Genomic DNA, 15,888 nt, shown 5'->3' on the forward strand with positions numbered 1-15,888 from the left:
CTGCTATCTCGCGAGGATCGCGAGCCCGACAGTAGCCAGGTAGATCCCGGGGATCGCGACCCCCTCAAACCCGATGCCGCGGCGATCGCGCACGAGAAGCCCGATCGCGAGAACCGCTGACATGAACGCCGTTCCCGCCAGCAGCACGAGGCTCGATGGCCCGGCGGCCTCGTAGATTGTGCCGTCTCGGTACGACACATCGGCTATCGAGATCATGAGGGTGTCGAACACGTTCCCGCCGATGATGTTCCCGACGCCGAGAGTCAATGCACCCATCCGTACTGCCACGATGAGGGTGATCAGCTCGGGCAGGGAACTGATCGCGGTCGTCGCCGTGAACCCGGTCACATCGCTCGGCCAGCCCGTCGCTGCTGCAACACCCAGTCCCGCACGACCGATGACCCATCCGGTCCCGGCCGTGACGAGGGCTAGCCCCGCGAACGTGACCCACAGGCGGGGGAGGGAGGTCGTCGGCTGTGTCGTGTCATCGTCGTCAACGGTCTGCGCGGTGCGGCGCGGGCTCCACATCTCGTCTGCCCGCATCCGCCGCAGCAGAAACAGGCTGTAGACGTAGATGACCGGGATCAGCAGCGAGAGCGGATGCACCCACCCCCACGCGAGGGACGGAGTGGCATAGGCGATCACCGGAATCGTCAGCAGTGCGACGAGGCTCAGCGACTGGCCGAGATTCTCCAGGGATGCGGCGGCGTGCTCGAGGTTCGCGCGCCGGTAGAGAAGGTCGGCCACCGCCAGCCAGACTGTCTGAATAGCCACCCCGCCGACCGGGTTGGCAAGCGCGAACCCGGCGTCCCCGGCGAGGGCTCCGGTCATCGTGGTGATGATGCCGGTCAGCGAGGTCACAGCGCCGAGGAACACAGCGCCCGCTAGTGCGCGGCCCATGCCGGTTCTGCCCGCCAACTCGTCGGCAGTGCGAGCCAGGCGGGTTCCAGCGAACCAGAGCACGATGATAGAAGCGGTGAGCGCAACCGCGCTCTGCCACAGTCCCCACGTTCCATCCACGGCGCCCCCCTCGCGCGATTCGCAGCCACACACGGTAGCAAGAGGGACCGGCAAGGGCCGCAGGCCTTGACTTTGCCGGAGCGGCGCAGCACGGCATCCTGTCGCGGAGCGGGTCGACGCGCTACTGTCAGGGCGTGGTCATGTTCCTCATCCGCGCCCTGATCTTCATCCTTTCCGCTGCCGTCGGGCTGATCGCCGCCGACCTCCTGCTTCCGGGGTTCCGCATCAACTGGGCGGATTGGTGGGGCTTCGTTCTCGCGGTGGTGATCTTCGCCGTGCTTCAGAGCGTGCTCTCGCCCTGGATCGCGACAGTTGCCAAGCGCAATGCGCCAGCCCTGCTCGGGGGGATCGGGATCATCTCCACCCTCGTCGCGCTCGTGATCGTCGTACTGATCCCGCGCGGCGGCATCAGTATCGGGGAGCCCTTCGTACTGACATGGATCCTGGCGCCGGTGATCGTGTGGCTTGTCACTGCCCTCGCGACGTGGCTGCTGCCGATGGTCTTCATCAAGAAGAAGGTCGAGGAGCGCCGCTCCGAGAAGTAGCGAGAGCCGCCGATGGAGGCGGCAGACAGTGGGGGGTACCATGCATGCCCCCGAACAAGCCGCAACCCTCGATGAGGCGCTTCGTGCTCACACGGTCAACGCCGCGTTCGCGCTGGGGCGTGAGCACGAGATCGGCTCGATCGAAGTCGGCAAGTTCGCGGACTTCGTCGAGCTCGACGCAGATCCGTACGCCGTAGTCCCCGACAAGATCGGTGCCATCGGGGTGCTCGGCACATGGCTCGGCGGCTCTCGGGTCGACCTCGGGGAGTTCGCGGCGGCATCCCACCAGGTCGACGACGCCGCGTTCGCGCAGCTGCGCACCTACGGCGTGCCGGCCTGCTGCCACCTTCCCGGGGATCACGCGTGAGCGCTGCCTCGCCTGTCGGTGCGGGAACCTCCCGCAGACAGGCGGCTCTGGCGATCCCGTTGCTGGGAATCATGGGTGGTGTCCAGACCGCTGACCCCACGATCGCGAGCACAGCGCTGGTCGAGTCCGCTCGCGCGCTGCAGATGGATGCCGGATTGCAGGCGATCGCCGCGAGCATCTCGACCCTCATGTTGGCGGCAACCGTCATCACGACGGGCCTGCTCGCCGACCGCATCGGCAGGCGACTGCTGTTGGTGCTTGCGTTAGCACTATCGGCGCTGGGAGATCTGATCGTCGCCGTGGCCTTCGATCCCGCGCTGTTTCTGACGGGACGCGCGTTGGCGGGTATCGGCCTGGGCGCGGTCTATGGCGCCTCGGTCGCCTACATTCGTGCGGTAGTTCCGCAGGGAAAAATCGCAGCGGCCATGGGGTCGTTTGCCGCCTTCAATGCCGTGTCGATGATCATCGTCAGCTTCATCGGTGGCTCGCTGGCGTCGGTCGATTGGCGCCTCGCGTTCCTCATCGTCCCGTTGGTGAGCCTGATCTCCATCCCTGCCGTGCTCCTGGTTCTCCCTCGCAGCCGCGGACGGCGCGCGGACCCGCGGACGTTCTGGGGCAGATCCTGCTCGCGCTCGGCATCATCGGTGTGCTGTACGGAATCTCACATGCCGGCGCGGGCATGACCTCGCCGCTGACATGGGCGCCCCTGCTGGCGGGTCTGCTGTTCCTCGGGATCTTCGTCGTGGTCGAAAAGCGCGGAGCCCATCCGTTCTTCCCGATCGAGCTGTTCCGAAACCCCGGGTTTGTCGCGGCTGTCGGAATGGGCGTCGCGTTCAATCTCGCGCAGGCTGTCGGCATCCTGCAGCTGGCCAACATCTGGCAATACGCCTACGGCTTCTCAACCGTCGAGGTGTCTCTCGGGCAGCTGCCGGTCACGATCATCTCGGTGGCCGCCTCGTTATACATCGGTCGCAGGCTCAGCGCCGGTCTTTCGCCAGCGACGGCGATCATGATCAGTGGGGGAGCATCGCTCCTGGGCTTTCTGGCGTTCGCCCTCATCCTGATCTCGCACGAGTTCTGGTTCTTCCTCCCGGGCATGCTGTTGATCGGCTTCGGGATGAGCGGTCTCGTGCCCTACGGCGCGCTCGTGCTGCGGCTCGCGCCCGCCGCGCAGTTCGGCGCGGTCACGTCATCGCGAACGACGATCGGGCAGTTCGGGTATGCCGTCGGGCTGTCAGGAAGCATGGTCCTCGTGGATGCGCTCACGCGCGACGGCGTCATTCACCGGCTGAAGGATGCCGGAGTCACCCCCGCCCGCTACGGCGAGGCGCTCGATGCGATCTACGCCTACACGCAAAACGGCACGATTCCCTCGGGAAGCAACGGGACAGCGCTGCTCCAGGGGGCTGCCGCATCGTATGAGGTCGCCTTCGTCACGACAATGGTGGTCACCGCCGCGATCGTTGGAGTGCTCTCGCTGCTGACCGTGATCGCTCTCCGGCGCTTCGCGGCCGGGAACATCGCGGCCGCGGGCACGAGCCGGCTGCCGTGGCGTGACGCGTGCGCGGTAGCCGATCTGAAGCCGCCCGGTATCGTTGCCCACATGACCCGAACCGCCGATCACGACGAATCGCGGGCGGTCGAGATCCTGGGTGCCGCGGTGCGCGACGCTCGACGCCGTCTCGGACTGAGTGTGCAGGCGCTCGCTGAGAAGGCGGGGGTGAGTTTCGGTCTCGTCAGTCAGCTCGAGCGAGGCCTGGGCAATCCTTCGCTGGTATCCATCCAGCGCCTGGCGGCGGCCCTCGGTGTCCCCGCCGGTCAGCTGATGGACGAACCCGCGGGCACGCTTGCGGTGGTCCCGGCCAGTCGGCGTCACCGGATGCCGCCAGAAGCAGACGTTCCGGAGCCTGAACGCGCCGTACGAGAGCTGCTGACTCCACGGGGCGAGTCCATGCTGCAGCTGATCCGCTCGACCCTTCCGCCCGGATTCAGCAATCGCGAGCGGCCGTTCCGACACATCGGCACCGAGTGCGTCACGGTGGAGCGCGGAGTCCTCGTCGTCACTCTCGGAGACCGTCGCGTGGAGCTCGGCGAGGGTGACACTGTTACCTACGGATGCTCCGAGGCGCACTGGTGGGAGAACGGGCACGACGAGGTCACGGTCGTGCTCGGCGCGGTCACTCCGTTCGAGCGCTGAGTGGCGCAGCCTCAACTCCGCGCTCGGCAGCCCGGAGGTCGATCAGCCGTCGTAGTTCGCGGAGCGGATCTTCGGCGTCGTCCACGCGCAGATCATAAGTGACCTCGCCACCGATGCGTCCGACGACGATCGCCGCGCTCTGGCGCCCGCGGGCATCGCCTCCGGCACGCTCGCCCGCTTCCAACATCGCCAGAAGGCGGTAGGCAAGACGGGCGTCGCCGGCTTTGCGTGCGTCAGATCGATCGTCCTCGTCGGCAGTTGCCATCGCTTCGAGCACACCCTTGCCGGTGAGGAGGTTCCCCGCGATCACGGCGTCGGCTCCGATTCGATGTCCCGCCCAAGAACTCACGTCGGAGCCCGTCAGGGCAGCCCCCGCACCGCTGTGCCCGAGGGCAGCGACTTGGCGCCAGGGGAACCCTTCGTCCCACTCCGGGACACGTGCGACAGCGTCGGCGGCGCTGGCTCCGGCGCTCATGGCGCTGAGCATCTTCGCGCGTAACGACGGATTCGTCCATGCTTGGCTCGCGACGGCGCCCACTCGCGGATCGACCAGGATGACGGCATTGCCGCAGGCAAGAGAGCAGCTTGCTGTGGCGGCGCCGATCGTGCCTGCGGTGGTGTCGCGAATGAGGGCGGTGTAGGTCACAGAATCTCCCGACGGGGCTGCGCGGCTTTGTGAAGATCGTGTTTCATCTCCGACGCGTGCTTGTTCTGCCGACAATACTCGCCCATACTGATCAAAACATCATCAAAATGATGAAACCCGATCCCGACCGATTGGCTCACCATGAACACGCGCATTCTCTCCGGCGTCGCAGGCCTCAGTGTCGCCGCGATCGCGCTCGTCGGCTGCTCCGCCGGCGAGCCCGTGGATCTCGGCGATTCCGGCTCGAGCGACAGCGTTCTCGTCGCGGCAATCGGGGGTGAACCCGACCAGCTCGATCCCCAGCGGACCAGTTCGTACTTCTCGTTCGAAGTGCTGGAGAACGTCTTCGACACCCTTGTCGAACCCGACGAGAACCTTCAGATGCAGCCGGCTCTCGCCGAAAGCTGGGAAGTGAGCGACGACCAGCTCACGTGGACGTTCGATCTCCGCGACGGCGTCACGTTCCACGATGGTTCGCCGTTCACCAGTGAGGATGTCGTCTACTCCTATCGCCGGATCATTGACGAGGAGCTTGCGAACGCGTGGAAGTTCGCCACCGTCACCGACGTCAGCGCGCCGGACGAGGACACTGTCGTGATCACGGTCTCGCAACCGACGCCCAACCTGCTCTCGAACCTCGGTGGATTCAAGGGCATGGCAATCGTCGAGCAGCAGAACGTCGAATCGGGAGACATCACCACAGCCCCCGTCGGAACCGGGCCCTTCTCCGTATCCGACTATGTGTCAGGCGACCACATCAGCCTGACGGCCAACTCGGACTACTGGGGCGGGGCGCCCAAGCTCGGCGGCGTCGAGTACCGCTTCATCTCGGAGCCCGCGACCGCCCTTGCTGCTCTCCGCGCCGGCGACATCGACTGGACCGACGTGGTTCCCCCGCAGCAGGTCGACGCGCTGGCAACGGATAGCGAGGTCACCCTGGGTCTCACTCCCTCCAGCGACTACTGGTATCTGGCGTTGAACGAGGCGCGCTCGCCGTGGAACGATCCGCGCGTGCGTCAAGCAATCGCGTACGCGATCGATCGAGACGCCATTGTGCAGGCGGTCAGCTACGGAACGGCGGCGGTCAACCAGCTCGCGATTCCTGAGCAGAGCTTCTGGTATACCAACTACGACGAGTACTCCACCGACCTCGACACGGCGCAAGCGCTGCTCGACGAGGCGGGGTTCGAGGGCGGCACCCTCGATATGCTCGCCACCAGCGACTACCCCGAAACGGTCACCGCGGCGCAGATCATCGCTGCGTCGCTGGAGCCGCTCGGGATCACCGTTGAGATCCGTCAACCCGACTTCTCGACGTGGCTCGACGAACAGAACAGCGGCAGCTTCGACATGCTGATGATGGGCTGGCTCGGCAACATCGACCCGGATGACTTCTACTACGCTCAGCACCACACCGACGGTGCCAGCAACGCACAGAAGTACTCCAACCCCACGGTCGACGACCTGCTCGATCGTGCTCGGGTCGAAACCGACCGGGACGCCCGCAAGGACCTGTACGCTCAGGCGGCGCGGATTATCGCCGATGACGCCAGCTACATCTATCTGTACAACCCCTCCGTGATCCAGGTCTGGTCTCTGTCCGTCACCGGATACGAGACACGCGCTGACAGGGCCATCCGGTTCCGGGACACTGCGCTCGCGGGCTGAGTTCCCCGCGCGATCGAACGACCCAGGACGAGAGGAGGCCGAGATGACGAGTGTGCAGCCCCGCCGTGTAACGCGGTTCGTCGCCACGCGCCTCCTCTCGTCCGCGGTCGTCTTGCTGGGCGTTCTGGTGGTTGTCTTCACGCTCGTCCACCTGGTGCCCGGCGACCCGGTGCGTTTGGCACTGGGCACCCGCTACACACCCGAAGCCTACGAAGCTCTGCGAGCGGCATCCGGGCTCGACCGCCCACTGTACGAACAGTTCGGCACCTATCTCCTGAACGCGATTACCGGCAATCTCGGGGTCAGCTTCCGTAACGGCGAACCCGTGACCGCGACGCTGATGTCGCGGCTGCCGGCCACCGTATCCCTCGCGTTGTTCGGCGTTGTTGTCGCGCTCGTGATCGCCGTCCCCGCCGGTATCTGGTCGGCGCTACGGGAAGGGCGGGTCAGCGACATCATCGTTCGCACGTCGAGCCAGTTCGGCGTATCGATCCCAGACTTTTGGCTCGGCATGATCCTCATCTCCGTGTTCTCAGTCACGCTCGGCCTTCTGCCGGCGAGCGGGTACACCCCGCTGACAGAAGACCCGCTGGACTGGCTGCGTCACGTCGCGCTCCCGGGTCTGACGGTCGGCCTGGTTGCCGGTGCCATCATGACCCGCTACATTCGCGCCGCCGTCCTCGAGATCGCATCCTCAGGCTATGTGCGCACTGCGGTGAGCAAGGGGTTGGCTCCGCGAACGATCACGTTCGGACATATCGTCCGCGGAGCCCTGGTTCCCGTGCTCACGATCGCGGGAATTCAACTTGCCACCATCCTCGGTGGGGTCGTCGTCGTGGAGGTTGTCTTCGCGTGGCCGGGTCTTGGCCGCCTCGTCTACGATGCCGTAGCCGCCCGGGATTACCCATTGATCCAGGGCGCCATCCTGTTGATCGCCGTGATGTTCATCCTCGTCAACCTTCTCGTCGACATCCTGTATGCCGTGGTCGACCCCCGGATCCGCGTCTCATGAGTGCTCCTGTCGCCCCCGTCTCGGCTGCATCCGCCCGCCTGTCAGCGTGGCGCCTACTCGCGTCCAACCCGCTTACGGTCATCAGTGCGGTCATCCTCGCGATCGTCGCGATTGTGGCCGTGGCAGGCCCGTGGATCGCGCCGTATGGCATTAACGACATCGACGTTGCCAGCCAGCTGCAGCCGCCGAGCGCAGCCCACTGGTTCGGCACCGACGAACTGGGCCGAGACGTCTTCAGCCGTGTCATCATCGCGACCGGCACCTCTCTGTCCATTGCGGTAGCGGCTGTCGCGTTCGCCGTCGTGGTGGGCGTCCTGGTCGGCGTCACCGGCGGTTACCGCGGCGGATGGGTAGACCTGGTGCTCATGCGGATCGTCGATGTCATGTTCGCGTTTCCGGTCCTCCTTCTCGCGCTGGCGATCGTCGCGATTTTCCAGCCGGGGGTCTTGACCACGACGCTTGCGATCGGCATCGTCTACACGCCGATCTTTGCCCGCGTGGCCCGCGCCAGCACGCTCGCTGTGCGCACCTCGCCCTTCGTTCAGGTATCGCAGACAATGGGCACCCCCGGGCCCGTCATCGTCGCGCGGCATGTGCTGCCCAACATCGCGGGGCCCCTGGTCGTCCAGACATCTCTGTCGTTGGCATTTGCGATTCTGTCAGAGGCAGCGCTGTCGTTCCTCGGCCTCGGGGTGCAGCCGCCATCACCGTCCTGGGGTGGGATGCTCTTCACCGCGCAGGGCTTCCTCGGCCAGGCCTGGTGGATGAGCGTCTTCCCGGGAGCTGCCATCTTCATCACGGCACTCGCGTTCAACCTGTTCGGTGACGGGCTTCGCGACGTCCTCGATCCTCGGCAGCGCACGCGGATCGAAGCGAGGAGATCCCGATGAGCGAACCCATTCTGCGTGTGCAGGACCTGCGCGTATCGGTTGGCGCCGCGACCATCGTACGGGGTGTGAGTTTCGACGTCGCACGTGAGCAGACCGTGGGCATCGTCGGTGAGTCCGGATCAGGAAAGTCGATGACGGTTCTCGCGGCGACGGGTCTGATCGATGTGCCGGGCAGGCGGGTGAGCGGATCGAGCGTGCTTTCCCGGGCGGGGGAGCAAGTGGACCTGGTGACCGCGTCGGCCCGAGATCTGCGTCGGGTGCACGGTGACGCCATCGGGTTCGTCTTCCAAGACCCGTCTAGTTCGCTCAATCCCTATCTCACGATCGGCCATCAGATCGCCGAGTCGCTCGAGGCTCACCGCGGCCTGACACGCCGTCGCGCGCGTGCCCGCGCGATCGAGCTCCTCGACGCTGTCGGGCTGCCTCACCCGGAGGAGCGGGTGGATGCCTACGCCCATCAGTTGTCGGGCGGGCAATGTCAGCGCGCCATGATCGCCATCGCGATCGCGTGCGATCCCGCTCTGCTGATCGCCGACGAACCCACCACTGCGTTGGACGTGACGACGCAAGCGCAGATCATCGATCTGGTGAGCGCACTGCAGCAGGAACGGGGAACTGCGGTGGTCTGGATCAGCCACGATCTCGGCGTGATCGGGCAGGTTGCCGACGATGTGATCGTGATGCGTGAGGGGCAAGCGCTCGAACACCGGTCGGTGCTCGAGGTGTATGACCGTCCCTCCGATCCGTACACGGTCGAGCTCCTTCGTGCCAGGCCGCGTGTCACCGCGGGGAAGGGACCCGTGCCCGCCCCTGACGCTCCTGCTTTGCTGGAAGTAACGGACCTGGATGTGCGGTTCACCATCCCGACACCGGTCGGCAAACGCGAGATCCACGCGGTGGACGACGTCAGCTTCACTGTGCACCGGGCAACGACACTTGCCCTCGTGGGGGAGTCGGGGTCGGGAAAGTCCACGATCGCGAAGGCCTTGACCGGCTTGGTATCACCGGATGCCGGGTCCGCCACACTCTCGGGACGCGACGTTCTGGCTACTCGGCGGCAGGACCGTCGGCGGATCGCGATGGTGTTCCAGGATCCGTTCGCGTCGCTGGACCCGCGACGATCGGTAGCTGATGCCATCGCGGAGCCGCTCCGCGTGCATCGCTTGGCGGGACGCGGCACGCGCGATCGCGAGCGCCGGGTCTGCGAGTTGTTGGAGCTGGTGGATCTTGACCCGGCGTTCCGCTTCCGCTACCCGCACGAGCTCTCCGGCGGGCAACGCCAGCGGGTATCGATCGCCCGTGCCCTCGCGCTTGAACCCGAGATGATCATTCTCGATGAGGCGACAGCGTCGCTGGATGTGTCGGTGCAGGCGCGTGTCTTGGAGATGCTCCGTGCGCTGCAAAGAGATCTCGGACTGACCTACCTGTTCATCGCCCACGACCTGGCGATTGTTCAGGAGATGAGTCACGACGTTGTCGTGCTGCGCGAGGGCAGGGTCCAGGAGGCGGGTCCCGCGGCATCCCTCTTCGCCGACCCTCGCGAGGAGTACACCCGCGAACTGTTGGCGGCGGTACCACCCGAACGACCGCGCGCCGCCCGCGCCTGATCAGCGCCGTGCCGCGCTATCGGCGCCCTCAGATCTGGTAGTCGGGCATGGTCAGGATGGCGCGGGTGTCCATGCCGTCCTTGCGCCGGCGCGCTTTCGCCGGGATGCCGGTGAGGACGCTGTCGGCTGGCGCATCGCGGGTGACCACGGCGTTGGCCCCCACGACCGATCGGTCGCCGATCGTGATCGGGCCCAGGATCTTCGCCCCGGCACCGACTGCCACCTCGTTACCGATCGTGGGGTGACGCTTGCCGCCCTCACGCTGGCGTCCGCCCAGGGTCACCTGATGGTAGAGCAGAACGTCATCGCCGATCTCGACGGTCTCGCCGATCACGACACCCATGCCGTGGTCGATGAAAAAGCGCCGACCGATCTGCGCTCCGGGATGGATCTCGATATCGGTGAGCCAGCGGGTCAGCTGCGATCCTGCCCGCGCGAGGAAGCGTGCGTTGTGAGTCCACAGCCAGTGGTTGACGCGGTGTGCCCAGATCGCATGCAGGCCGGAATAGAGCACGGCGATCTCGAGACCGCTGCGGGCCGCAGGGTCTCGGAGCTTGGCCGCTGCGATGTCCTCACGGACGCGGCCGACGACGTGGAGCACCCCCACGCTCAGTCCTCGCGCAGGTGCTCGAACAGCGGCGTCGAGAGGTAGCGCTCGCCGTTGGAGGGGATGACCACCACGATGTTCTTGCCCGCCGCCTCCGGCCGCGCCGCGACCTGCACGGCAGCCCACACGGCGGCACCGCTGGAGATGCCGACGAGGATGCCATCCTTCGTGCCCACGGCGCGGGCGGTGGTGATCGCGTCGTCGAACTCGACGTCGATGACCTCGTCGATGACGCCCTGATCGAGGATCTCGGGGATGAAGTTCGGGCCGATGCCCTGGATCTTGTGGGGACCGGGGCGACCCTCGGTCAGCAGCGGGGAGTCCTTGGGCTCGACGGCGACGACCTTCACGCCGGGCACGCGCTCCTTGAGGACCTGGCCGACGCCTGTGATTGTGCCGCCCGTGCCGATACCGGCAACGAAATAGTCGACCTTGCCGTCGGTGTCGCGCAAGATCTCTTCAGCGGTGGTCTTGCGGTGAATGGCGGGGTTTGCCTCGTTAGCGAACTGCTTGGCCAAGACCGCGCCGGGGGTCTCGGCGGCGATCTCCTCGGCCTTCGCGACCGCACCCTTCATACCCAGGGCCGGGTCGGTCAGCACGAGCTCGGCTCCGTAGCCCTTGAGCAGAAGCTTGCGCTCGGTCGACATCGAGGAGGGCATAGCGAGGATGACCTTGTAGCCGCGTGCCGCACCGACCATGGCCAGTGCGATACCGGTGTTACCGCTGGTTGCCTCGACGATCGTGCCGCCCGGGGGGAGCTCGCCGGATGCTTCCGCAGCATCCACGATTGCGATGCCGAGGCGGTCCTTGACGCTGGAGGCGGGGTTGTAGAACTCGAGCTTGGCCAGCACGGTTCCCTCCACACCCTCGGCGACCCGGTTCAACCGGACGAGGGGGGTGTTGCCGAACGCGCTCGTGATGTCGTTGTGGATACCGGTCATTGCGGGGCCTTTCGGGCGACGTGGGTGACAGCCATTCAGCTTAGGCGAGCCTCACCGGCGGGGGCCCGATTGTGACGAAGAACGTCCCGGGGTTCTATGCTTGGGGCGCCTATGCCTGCCCACAGTGCCCCCGATGACATCCGCCCCACCGAGACGATCGCCGGTGCCCTGTCCGCCGCGACCGACGCTCTGACCGCAGCTGGCATCGGCGATGCTCGCGTGGATGCCGAGTTGCTGCTGGCGCACGTTCTGCGCGTAGGTCGCGGTGAGTTGCAGGCAGCGGCCCTTCGCGGCGACACGCTGGATGCGGCATCCGACGCGCACTTCCACGGCCTGGTGGCGCGGCGTGCGAGCCGGGAGCCGCTGCAGCACATCACCGGAACTGCCCCGTTCCGCCATCTCGAGCTGCGGGTCGGGCCGGGAGTGTTCGTGCCGCGTCCGGAGACCGAGACCCTCGTGCAGATCGCGCTGGATGCGCTGCTCGCGGCGGCGTCACCGTCACCGATCGCCGTCGACCTCGGCACCGGCTCGGGGGCCATAGCCCTCGCGCTTGCGACGGAGGCTCCGCACTCCCGAGTCTTCGCCGCCGAGAACGCCGTCGATGCCTTCGTCTGGGCCAAGGAGAACTTCGCCGACGTCGGTGCCGAGAACGCCACCCTCGCCTTCATCGATCTCGCGCGCGCCTTTCCCGACCTCGACGGGATGGCGTCAGTGGTCGTGAGTAACCCGCCGTACGTGCCGGATGCCGCGGTGCCCCGCGATCCCGAAGTGCGGTGGTTCGATCCGCCGACCGCCCTCTATGGGGGACCAGATGGCTTGGGCATCGTCCGGCAGGTCAGTGCGACGGCGCTTCGCCTTGCTCACCCGGGCGGAATCGTCGCGATCGAGCACGGCGAGAGCCAGGGCGCTGAGATCCGCGAGCTGCTGAGCGCCGACGGCTGGCGCGCGCCCGCCACCCACATGGATCTCACGCGCCGCGACCGAGTCACCACCGCGCTGCATCCGTAACCGCCCGCGCTTCCCGCCGCGCCCCGCGCTTCCCCAGCGTCCGCGCTTCCCGGAATCGCCCGCCGCTTCCGTAGACTGAGCAAGCCATGTCCGACATCTTCGACTGCCGCGACGACGCCCAGCTCTTGCCCGGCATGAGACAGGCGCGCCAAGCGATCGGCAGGGGCGCCCTCGTCGTCATCCCCACCGACACCGTCTACGGCGTGGCCGCCGACGCCTTCAATGCTGCCGCTGTGCAGCGGCTGCTGGACGCCAAGGGCCGCACCCGAGAATCGCCACCGCCCGTGCTCGTTGCGGGAACCGCCATGGTGCGCGCACTCGTTGCCGACCTGCCAGAGCCGGTGGAGCGACTCATCGAGAAGTTCTGGCCGGGAGGGCTCACGATCGTGCTGCCCGCTCAGCCTTCGTTGACCTGGGACCTGGGGGAGACCCGCGGCACCGTTGCGGTTCGGATGCCCGATCACCGCATCGCTCTCGAGCTCATCGAAGAGACCGGTCCGCTCGCGGTCTCTAGTGCGAATCTGACCGGCGAGGCGGCTGCCGTCGACGTGCTGAGCGCACACCAGATGCTCGGTGACCGGATCGACGTATACCTGGATTCGGGCCCCGTCGCCACGGGAGTCCCCTCGACGATCCTCGACGCCACGGGACTCGCGCGACGCGAGCCGGGAACCGCGCGAATCCTTCGGATCGGCGCCGTGAGCGCCGATGAGATCCGCGAGGTGATCGGCGATCTGCTCGAGGACCCCGCCGCACCGGTCGAGACGGATGCCGACGACGCCGGATCCGCGTGAAGCAGTACCTCTTCGTCGTCATCCTGACCGCGACCATCACACTCGTGTTGGCGTGGGCGGTGTGGCAGTTGAGCATGCGCTACAAGCTCTACCCCGGCATCCGCGAGCGGGACGTCCACAAGACTCCCACGCCGCGCCTGGGTGGCGTCGCCATGTATCTCGGCATCGTCGCGGCGTTTCTGGCGTCGTCGCAGCATCCGTTCTTCTCGATCTTCTGGGCAGACCCCGCTGCGGTGTGGGCGATCCTCGGCGCAACGACGCTCATCGTCCTCGTCGGCGTGGCCGACGACATCTGGGACCTCGACTGGATGATCAAACTCGGCGCGCAGTTCGCTGCCGCCGGGATCATCGCGTGGTTCGGCAAGCTGCAGATCCTGTCACTCCCGATCGGCGGGCTGACTGTCGGCTCGAGCTGGATGAGCTTCGTGCTGACGGTGCTCGCGATTGTCGTTGTCATGAACGCCGTCAATTTCATCGACGGTCTTGACGGGCTCGTCGCGGGGGTCGCCCTCATCGCCAACGGCGTCTTCTTCGCCTACTCGTACCTGCTCGTCCGCGACGCCGGGGCGACCACGTACTTCAACCTGGCATCCTTCATCGCGGCAGCCCTCATCGGGGCGTGTATCGGGTTCCTTCCGCTGAACTGGACGCCGGCCAAGCTCTTCATGGGAGACAGCGGAGCACTTATGCTGGGCCTGCTGATGGCAGTGTCGGCGATCGCGATCACCGGGCAGATCACCCCGTCGCAACTCGATCCCGACAACTTCGGTCGGTCGCAGCTGCTCGGTGCGTTCATCCCGATCCTGCTGCCGATCACGATCGTGCTGCTGCCGCTGCTGGATTTCGGGCTGGCGATCATCCGGCGTGTCGGCGCCGGGAAATCGCCGTTCTCACCCGACCGCAAGCATCTGCACCACCGGATGCTCGACATGGGTCACAGTGATCGCACCGCCGTCCTGATCTTCTATGCCTGGACCGCGATCATCGGCCTGGCCATGCTGCTGATGTACATCGGAACCGCATCCGACTGGCCGGGGGAGTACCTCTTGGGCGTCGGGTTCGGTGTCATCGGCGCGATCGCCTGCCTCGTCGTCACCCTCATGCCCCCGGGGCCTCGCCCCGCCCCCGTCACCACCGCCCAGGAGGCATCGTGAGCACCGTGTCCAGCACCCCGATCCTGCGTACGACAGTGATCTGGTCGGCGATCGTGACCGGCGCACTCGCCGTGGTCGGTGCCGTCGTGGGTTACCTCGTCGCCGCCGAGTCAGGGCTGTGGAGCGCACTGCTCGGTGTGCTGCTGGCTGCTGTCTTCCTCGGGATCACCAGCGTCAGCATCCTGATCGCCAACCGGTGGTTCGGCACTGACCTGTACGTTCCGATCTTCTTCGGCATCGTGCTGGGTGGCTGGCTGCTGAAGTTCATCGTGTTCCTGGTCGTGCTGTTCGTCGTTCGGGACCAGCCCTGGGTCAACGAGTTGGTGTTCTTCCTTGCCATCGTGGCGGGGATTCTGGCATCGCTCGCCGTCGATGTCATCGTGCTGACCCGGATGCGGTTGCCGTACGCCAGCGACACCAAGCTGCCCACGACAGACCCGGACGACACCTCCGTAAGGGAGTGACGCGGCGCCGGGAGCCCTCCGGGTTTGCTAATGTGGTCTTGCGCCCGCCCGTTCGCCTGACGAGCGCTGCCGGGATCGCCTAACTCATCGCCCATCGTCGCAACGGCTTATCCCCGGTGCCCCGAAGCTGGAGCCAGCGCTGTTTACTCAAGCTGCGAGCCTTATCGTGTCCACTGCCGAAGATGGCGGGGGATTCCACGGACCATCCGTCGATGAGTTCTTCCCGGAGCCGATCTTCCATCTGTTCGGGATCGAGGCGCTCGCGGTTACGCGGATCACCCTCATCCAGTTCGCTGCGACGATCGCGATCGTCCTGATCTTCTGGCTGGGCACTCGCCGCATGCGGGTCGTTCCGGGCCGCTTCCAGAGCCTGGTCGAGATGGGCCTGGACTTCGTCCGCGTGAACATCGCCGAAGACCTCCTGGGCAAGAAGGACGGCCAGCGGTTCCTGCCGATCCTCACGACGATGTTCTTCATGATCCTGTTCATGAACATCACGGGAATCATCCCGTTCATGAACATCGCCGGCACGAGCGTCATCGCCGTGCCCTTGGTCCTCGCGATCATCAGCTACGTCACCTTCATCTACGCCGGTATCCGCAAGAGCCCGAAGAACTTCTTCAAGAACTCGCTGTTCCCCTCGGGCGTTCCGTGGCCGATCTACATCATCGTCACGCCGATCGAGCTGATTTCGACCTTCATCATCCGTCCCGTGACGCTGACCCTCCGACTGCTCATGAACATGATGGTCGGTCACCTGCTGCTCGTCCTCTTCTTCGCAGCGACGCAGTTCTTCCTCTTCGATCTCGGCGGCTGGTGGTCGGCTCTGGCAGCCGGCAGCCTCGCGTTCGGCTTCGTCTTCACTCTCTTTGAAATCCTGGTGGCAGTCCTCCAGGCCTATGTCTTCGCCCTCCTCACCGCGGTCTACATCCAGCTCGCGGTGGCGGAAGAGCACTAAGCGGGTCGGC

At 66.1% G+C, this 15,888-nt stretch carries 17 protein-coding genes; 13 read left to right on the top strand and 4 right to left on the bottom strand.

What is annotated here, in order from left to right:
- Window positions 1-3: 3 nt before the first annotated feature.
- Entirely contained in the window at window positions 4-1,020 is a 1,017-nt protein-coding gene (locus AADH62_RS01530) for a hypothetical protein (protein WP_341577965.1), read from the bottom strand.
- Between the two features lie 140 nt (window positions 1,021-1,160).
- Between AADH62_RS01530 and AADH62_RS01535 the strand changes: the two genes are divergently transcribed.
- Genes AADH62_RS01535 through AADH62_RS01550 form a run of 4 tightly spaced genes read left to right on the top strand, consistent with a single transcriptional unit; the run spans window position 1,161 to window position 4,129 of the window.
- Entirely contained in the window at window positions 1,161-1,565 is a 405-nt protein-coding gene (locus AADH62_RS01535) for a hypothetical protein (protein ID WP_341578022.1), read from the top strand.
- 28 nt (window positions 1,566-1,593) lie between these two features.
- Window positions 1,594-1,932 (top strand): amidohydrolase family protein, encoded by a 339-nt coding sequence (locus AADH62_RS01540; protein ID WP_341577966.1) that lies wholly within the window; start codon window positions 1,594-1,596, stop codon window positions 1,930-1,932.
- Window positions 1,929-2,615 carry an MFS transporter gene (locus AADH62_RS01545; RefSeq protein WP_292728398.1) on the top strand — a complete coding sequence of 229 codons (687 nt, stop codon included), beginning with the start codon at window positions 1,929-1,931 and terminating at the stop codon, window positions 2,613-2,615. The genes AADH62_RS01540 and AADH62_RS01545 overlap by 4 nt, the downstream gene beginning before the upstream one ends.
- A complete protein-coding gene (locus tag AADH62_RS01550; protein ID WP_341577967.1) occupies window positions 2,612-4,129 on the top strand; it encodes a helix-turn-helix domain-containing protein in 1,518 nt (505 codons plus the stop codon). Before AADH62_RS01545 ends, AADH62_RS01550 begins: the two co-directional genes overlap by 4 nt.
- Here the strand turns inward: AADH62_RS01550 and AADH62_RS01555 are convergent.
- Window positions 4,110-4,775, bottom strand: a complete 666-nt coding sequence (locus tag AADH62_RS01555; protein ID WP_341577968.1) for a DUF1028 domain-containing protein — start codon at window positions 4,773-4,775, stop codon at window positions 4,110-4,112. The two genes, AADH62_RS01550 and AADH62_RS01555, sit on opposite strands and share 20 nt — an antisense overlap.
- A 141-nt stretch (window positions 4,776-4,916) precedes the next feature.
- Between AADH62_RS01555 and AADH62_RS01560 the strand changes: the two genes are divergently transcribed.
- From AADH62_RS01560 to AADH62_RS01575, 4 genes are read left to right on the top strand one after another with little or no spacing between them, the layout of a single operon-like run.
- Window positions 4,917-6,443 carry an ABC transporter substrate-binding protein gene (locus AADH62_RS01560; protein WP_341577969.1) on the top strand — a complete coding sequence of 509 codons (1,527 nt, stop codon included), beginning with the start codon at window positions 4,917-4,919 and terminating at the stop codon, window positions 6,441-6,443.
- A gap of 43 nt (window positions 6,444-6,486) precedes the next feature.
- Entirely contained in the window at window positions 6,487-7,455 is a 969-nt protein-coding gene (locus tag AADH62_RS01565) for an ABC transporter permease (RefSeq protein WP_292728390.1), read from the top strand.
- Window positions 7,452-8,345: an ABC transporter permease gene (locus tag AADH62_RS01570; protein WP_292728388.1), complete on the top strand. Its 894-nt coding sequence runs from the start codon at window positions 7,452-7,454 to the stop codon at window positions 8,343-8,345. The genes AADH62_RS01565 and AADH62_RS01570 overlap by 4 nt, the downstream gene beginning before the upstream one ends.
- Window positions 8,342-9,952, top strand: a complete 1,611-nt coding sequence (locus AADH62_RS01575) for an ABC transporter ATP-binding protein (protein ID WP_341577970.1) — start codon at window positions 8,342-8,344, stop codon at window positions 9,950-9,952. The genes AADH62_RS01570 and AADH62_RS01575 overlap by 4 nt, the downstream gene beginning before the upstream one ends.
- A gap of 28 nt (window positions 9,953-9,980) precedes the next feature.
- On the opposite strand, the gene epsC is transcribed toward AADH62_RS01575, so the two are convergent.
- Both epsC and cysK read right to left on the bottom strand, forming a co-directional pair.
- On the bottom strand, window positions 9,981-10,559 hold the full coding sequence (gene epsC / locus AADH62_RS01580; protein ID WP_341577971.1) for a serine O-acetyltransferase EpsC: 579 nt from the start codon (window positions 10,557-10,559) through the stop codon (window positions 9,981-9,983).
- A gap of 2 nt (window positions 10,560-10,561) precedes the next feature.
- A complete protein-coding gene (cysK, locus tag AADH62_RS01585; RefSeq protein WP_341577972.1) occupies window positions 10,562-11,500 on the bottom strand; it encodes a cysteine synthase A in 939 nt (312 codons plus the stop codon).
- Between the two features lie 111 nt (window positions 11,501-11,611).
- Here cysK and prmC point away from each other — a divergent pair, with 111 nt between their 5' ends.
- The 5 genes from prmC (at window position 11,612) to atpB (ending at window position 15,878) form a co-directional block, all read left to right on the top strand.
- A complete protein-coding gene (gene prmC / locus AADH62_RS01590) occupies window positions 11,612-12,508 on the top strand; it encodes a peptide chain release factor N(5)-glutamine methyltransferase (RefSeq protein ID WP_341577973.1) in 897 nt (298 codons plus the stop codon).
- A gap of 86 nt (window positions 12,509-12,594) precedes the next feature.
- Entirely contained in the window at window positions 12,595-13,302 is a 708-nt protein-coding gene (locus tag AADH62_RS01595) for an L-threonylcarbamoyladenylate synthase (RefSeq protein WP_292728380.1), read from the top strand.
- Entirely contained in the window at window positions 13,299-14,456 is a 1,158-nt protein-coding gene (locus AADH62_RS01600; RefSeq protein WP_341577974.1) for an MraY family glycosyltransferase, read from the top strand. Before AADH62_RS01595 ends, AADH62_RS01600 begins: the two co-directional genes overlap by 4 nt.
- Window positions 14,453-14,920, top strand: a complete 468-nt coding sequence (locus AADH62_RS01605; RefSeq protein ID WP_341577975.1) for a hypothetical protein — start codon at window positions 14,453-14,455, stop codon at window positions 14,918-14,920. Before AADH62_RS01600 ends, AADH62_RS01605 begins: the two co-directional genes overlap by 4 nt.
- 166 nt (window positions 14,921-15,086) lie before the next feature.
- Window positions 15,087-15,878, top strand: coding sequence for a F0F1 ATP synthase subunit A (gene atpB / locus AADH62_RS01610; RefSeq protein ID WP_292711923.1), 792 nt, complete (start codon window positions 15,087-15,089; stop codon window positions 15,876-15,878).
- Window positions 15,879-15,888 lie beyond the last annotated feature (10 nt).

Source organism: Microbacterium schleiferi (assembly GCF_038150145.1).
Classification (GTDB): Bacteria; Actinomycetota; Actinomycetes; order Actinomycetales; family Microbacteriaceae; genus Microbacterium; species Microbacterium schleiferi_B.

What these genes read in the sequence shown, in the direction of transcription:
- AADH62_RS01535 (WP_341578022.1), top strand. Translation starts at nt 1,161, where the DNA reads ATGTTCCTCATCCGCGCCCTGATCTTCATCCTTTCCGCTGCCGTCGGG.
- AADH62_RS01550 (WP_341577967.1), top strand. Translation starts at nt 2,612, where the DNA reads ATGACCTCGCCGCTGACATGGGCGCCCCTGCTGGCGGGTCTGCTGTTC.
- AADH62_RS01560 (WP_341577969.1), top strand. Translation starts at nt 4,917, where the DNA reads ATGAACACGCGCATTCTCTCCGGCGTCGCAGGCCTCAGTGTCGCCGCG.
- AADH62_RS01565 (WP_292728390.1), top strand. Translation starts at nt 6,487, where the DNA reads ATGACGAGTGTGCAGCCCCGCCGTGTAACGCGGTTCGTCGCCACGCGC.
- AADH62_RS01570 (WP_292728388.1), top strand. Translation starts at nt 7,452, where the DNA reads ATGAGTGCTCCTGTCGCCCCCGTCTCGGCTGCATCCGCCCGCCTGTCA.
- AADH62_RS01575 (WP_341577970.1), top strand. Translation starts at nt 8,342, where the DNA reads ATGAGCGAACCCATTCTGCGTGTGCAGGACCTGCGCGTATCGGTTGGC.
- cysK (WP_341577972.1), bottom strand. Translation starts at nt 11,500, where the DNA reads ATGACCGGTATCCACAACGACATCACGAGCGCGTTCGGCAACACCCCC.
- prmC (WP_341577973.1), top strand. Translation starts at nt 11,612, where the DNA reads ATGCCTGCCCACAGTGCCCCCGATGACATCCGCCCCACCGAGACGATC.
- AADH62_RS01595 (WP_292728380.1), top strand. Translation starts at nt 12,595, where the DNA reads ATGTCCGACATCTTCGACTGCCGCGACGACGCCCAGCTCTTGCCCGGC.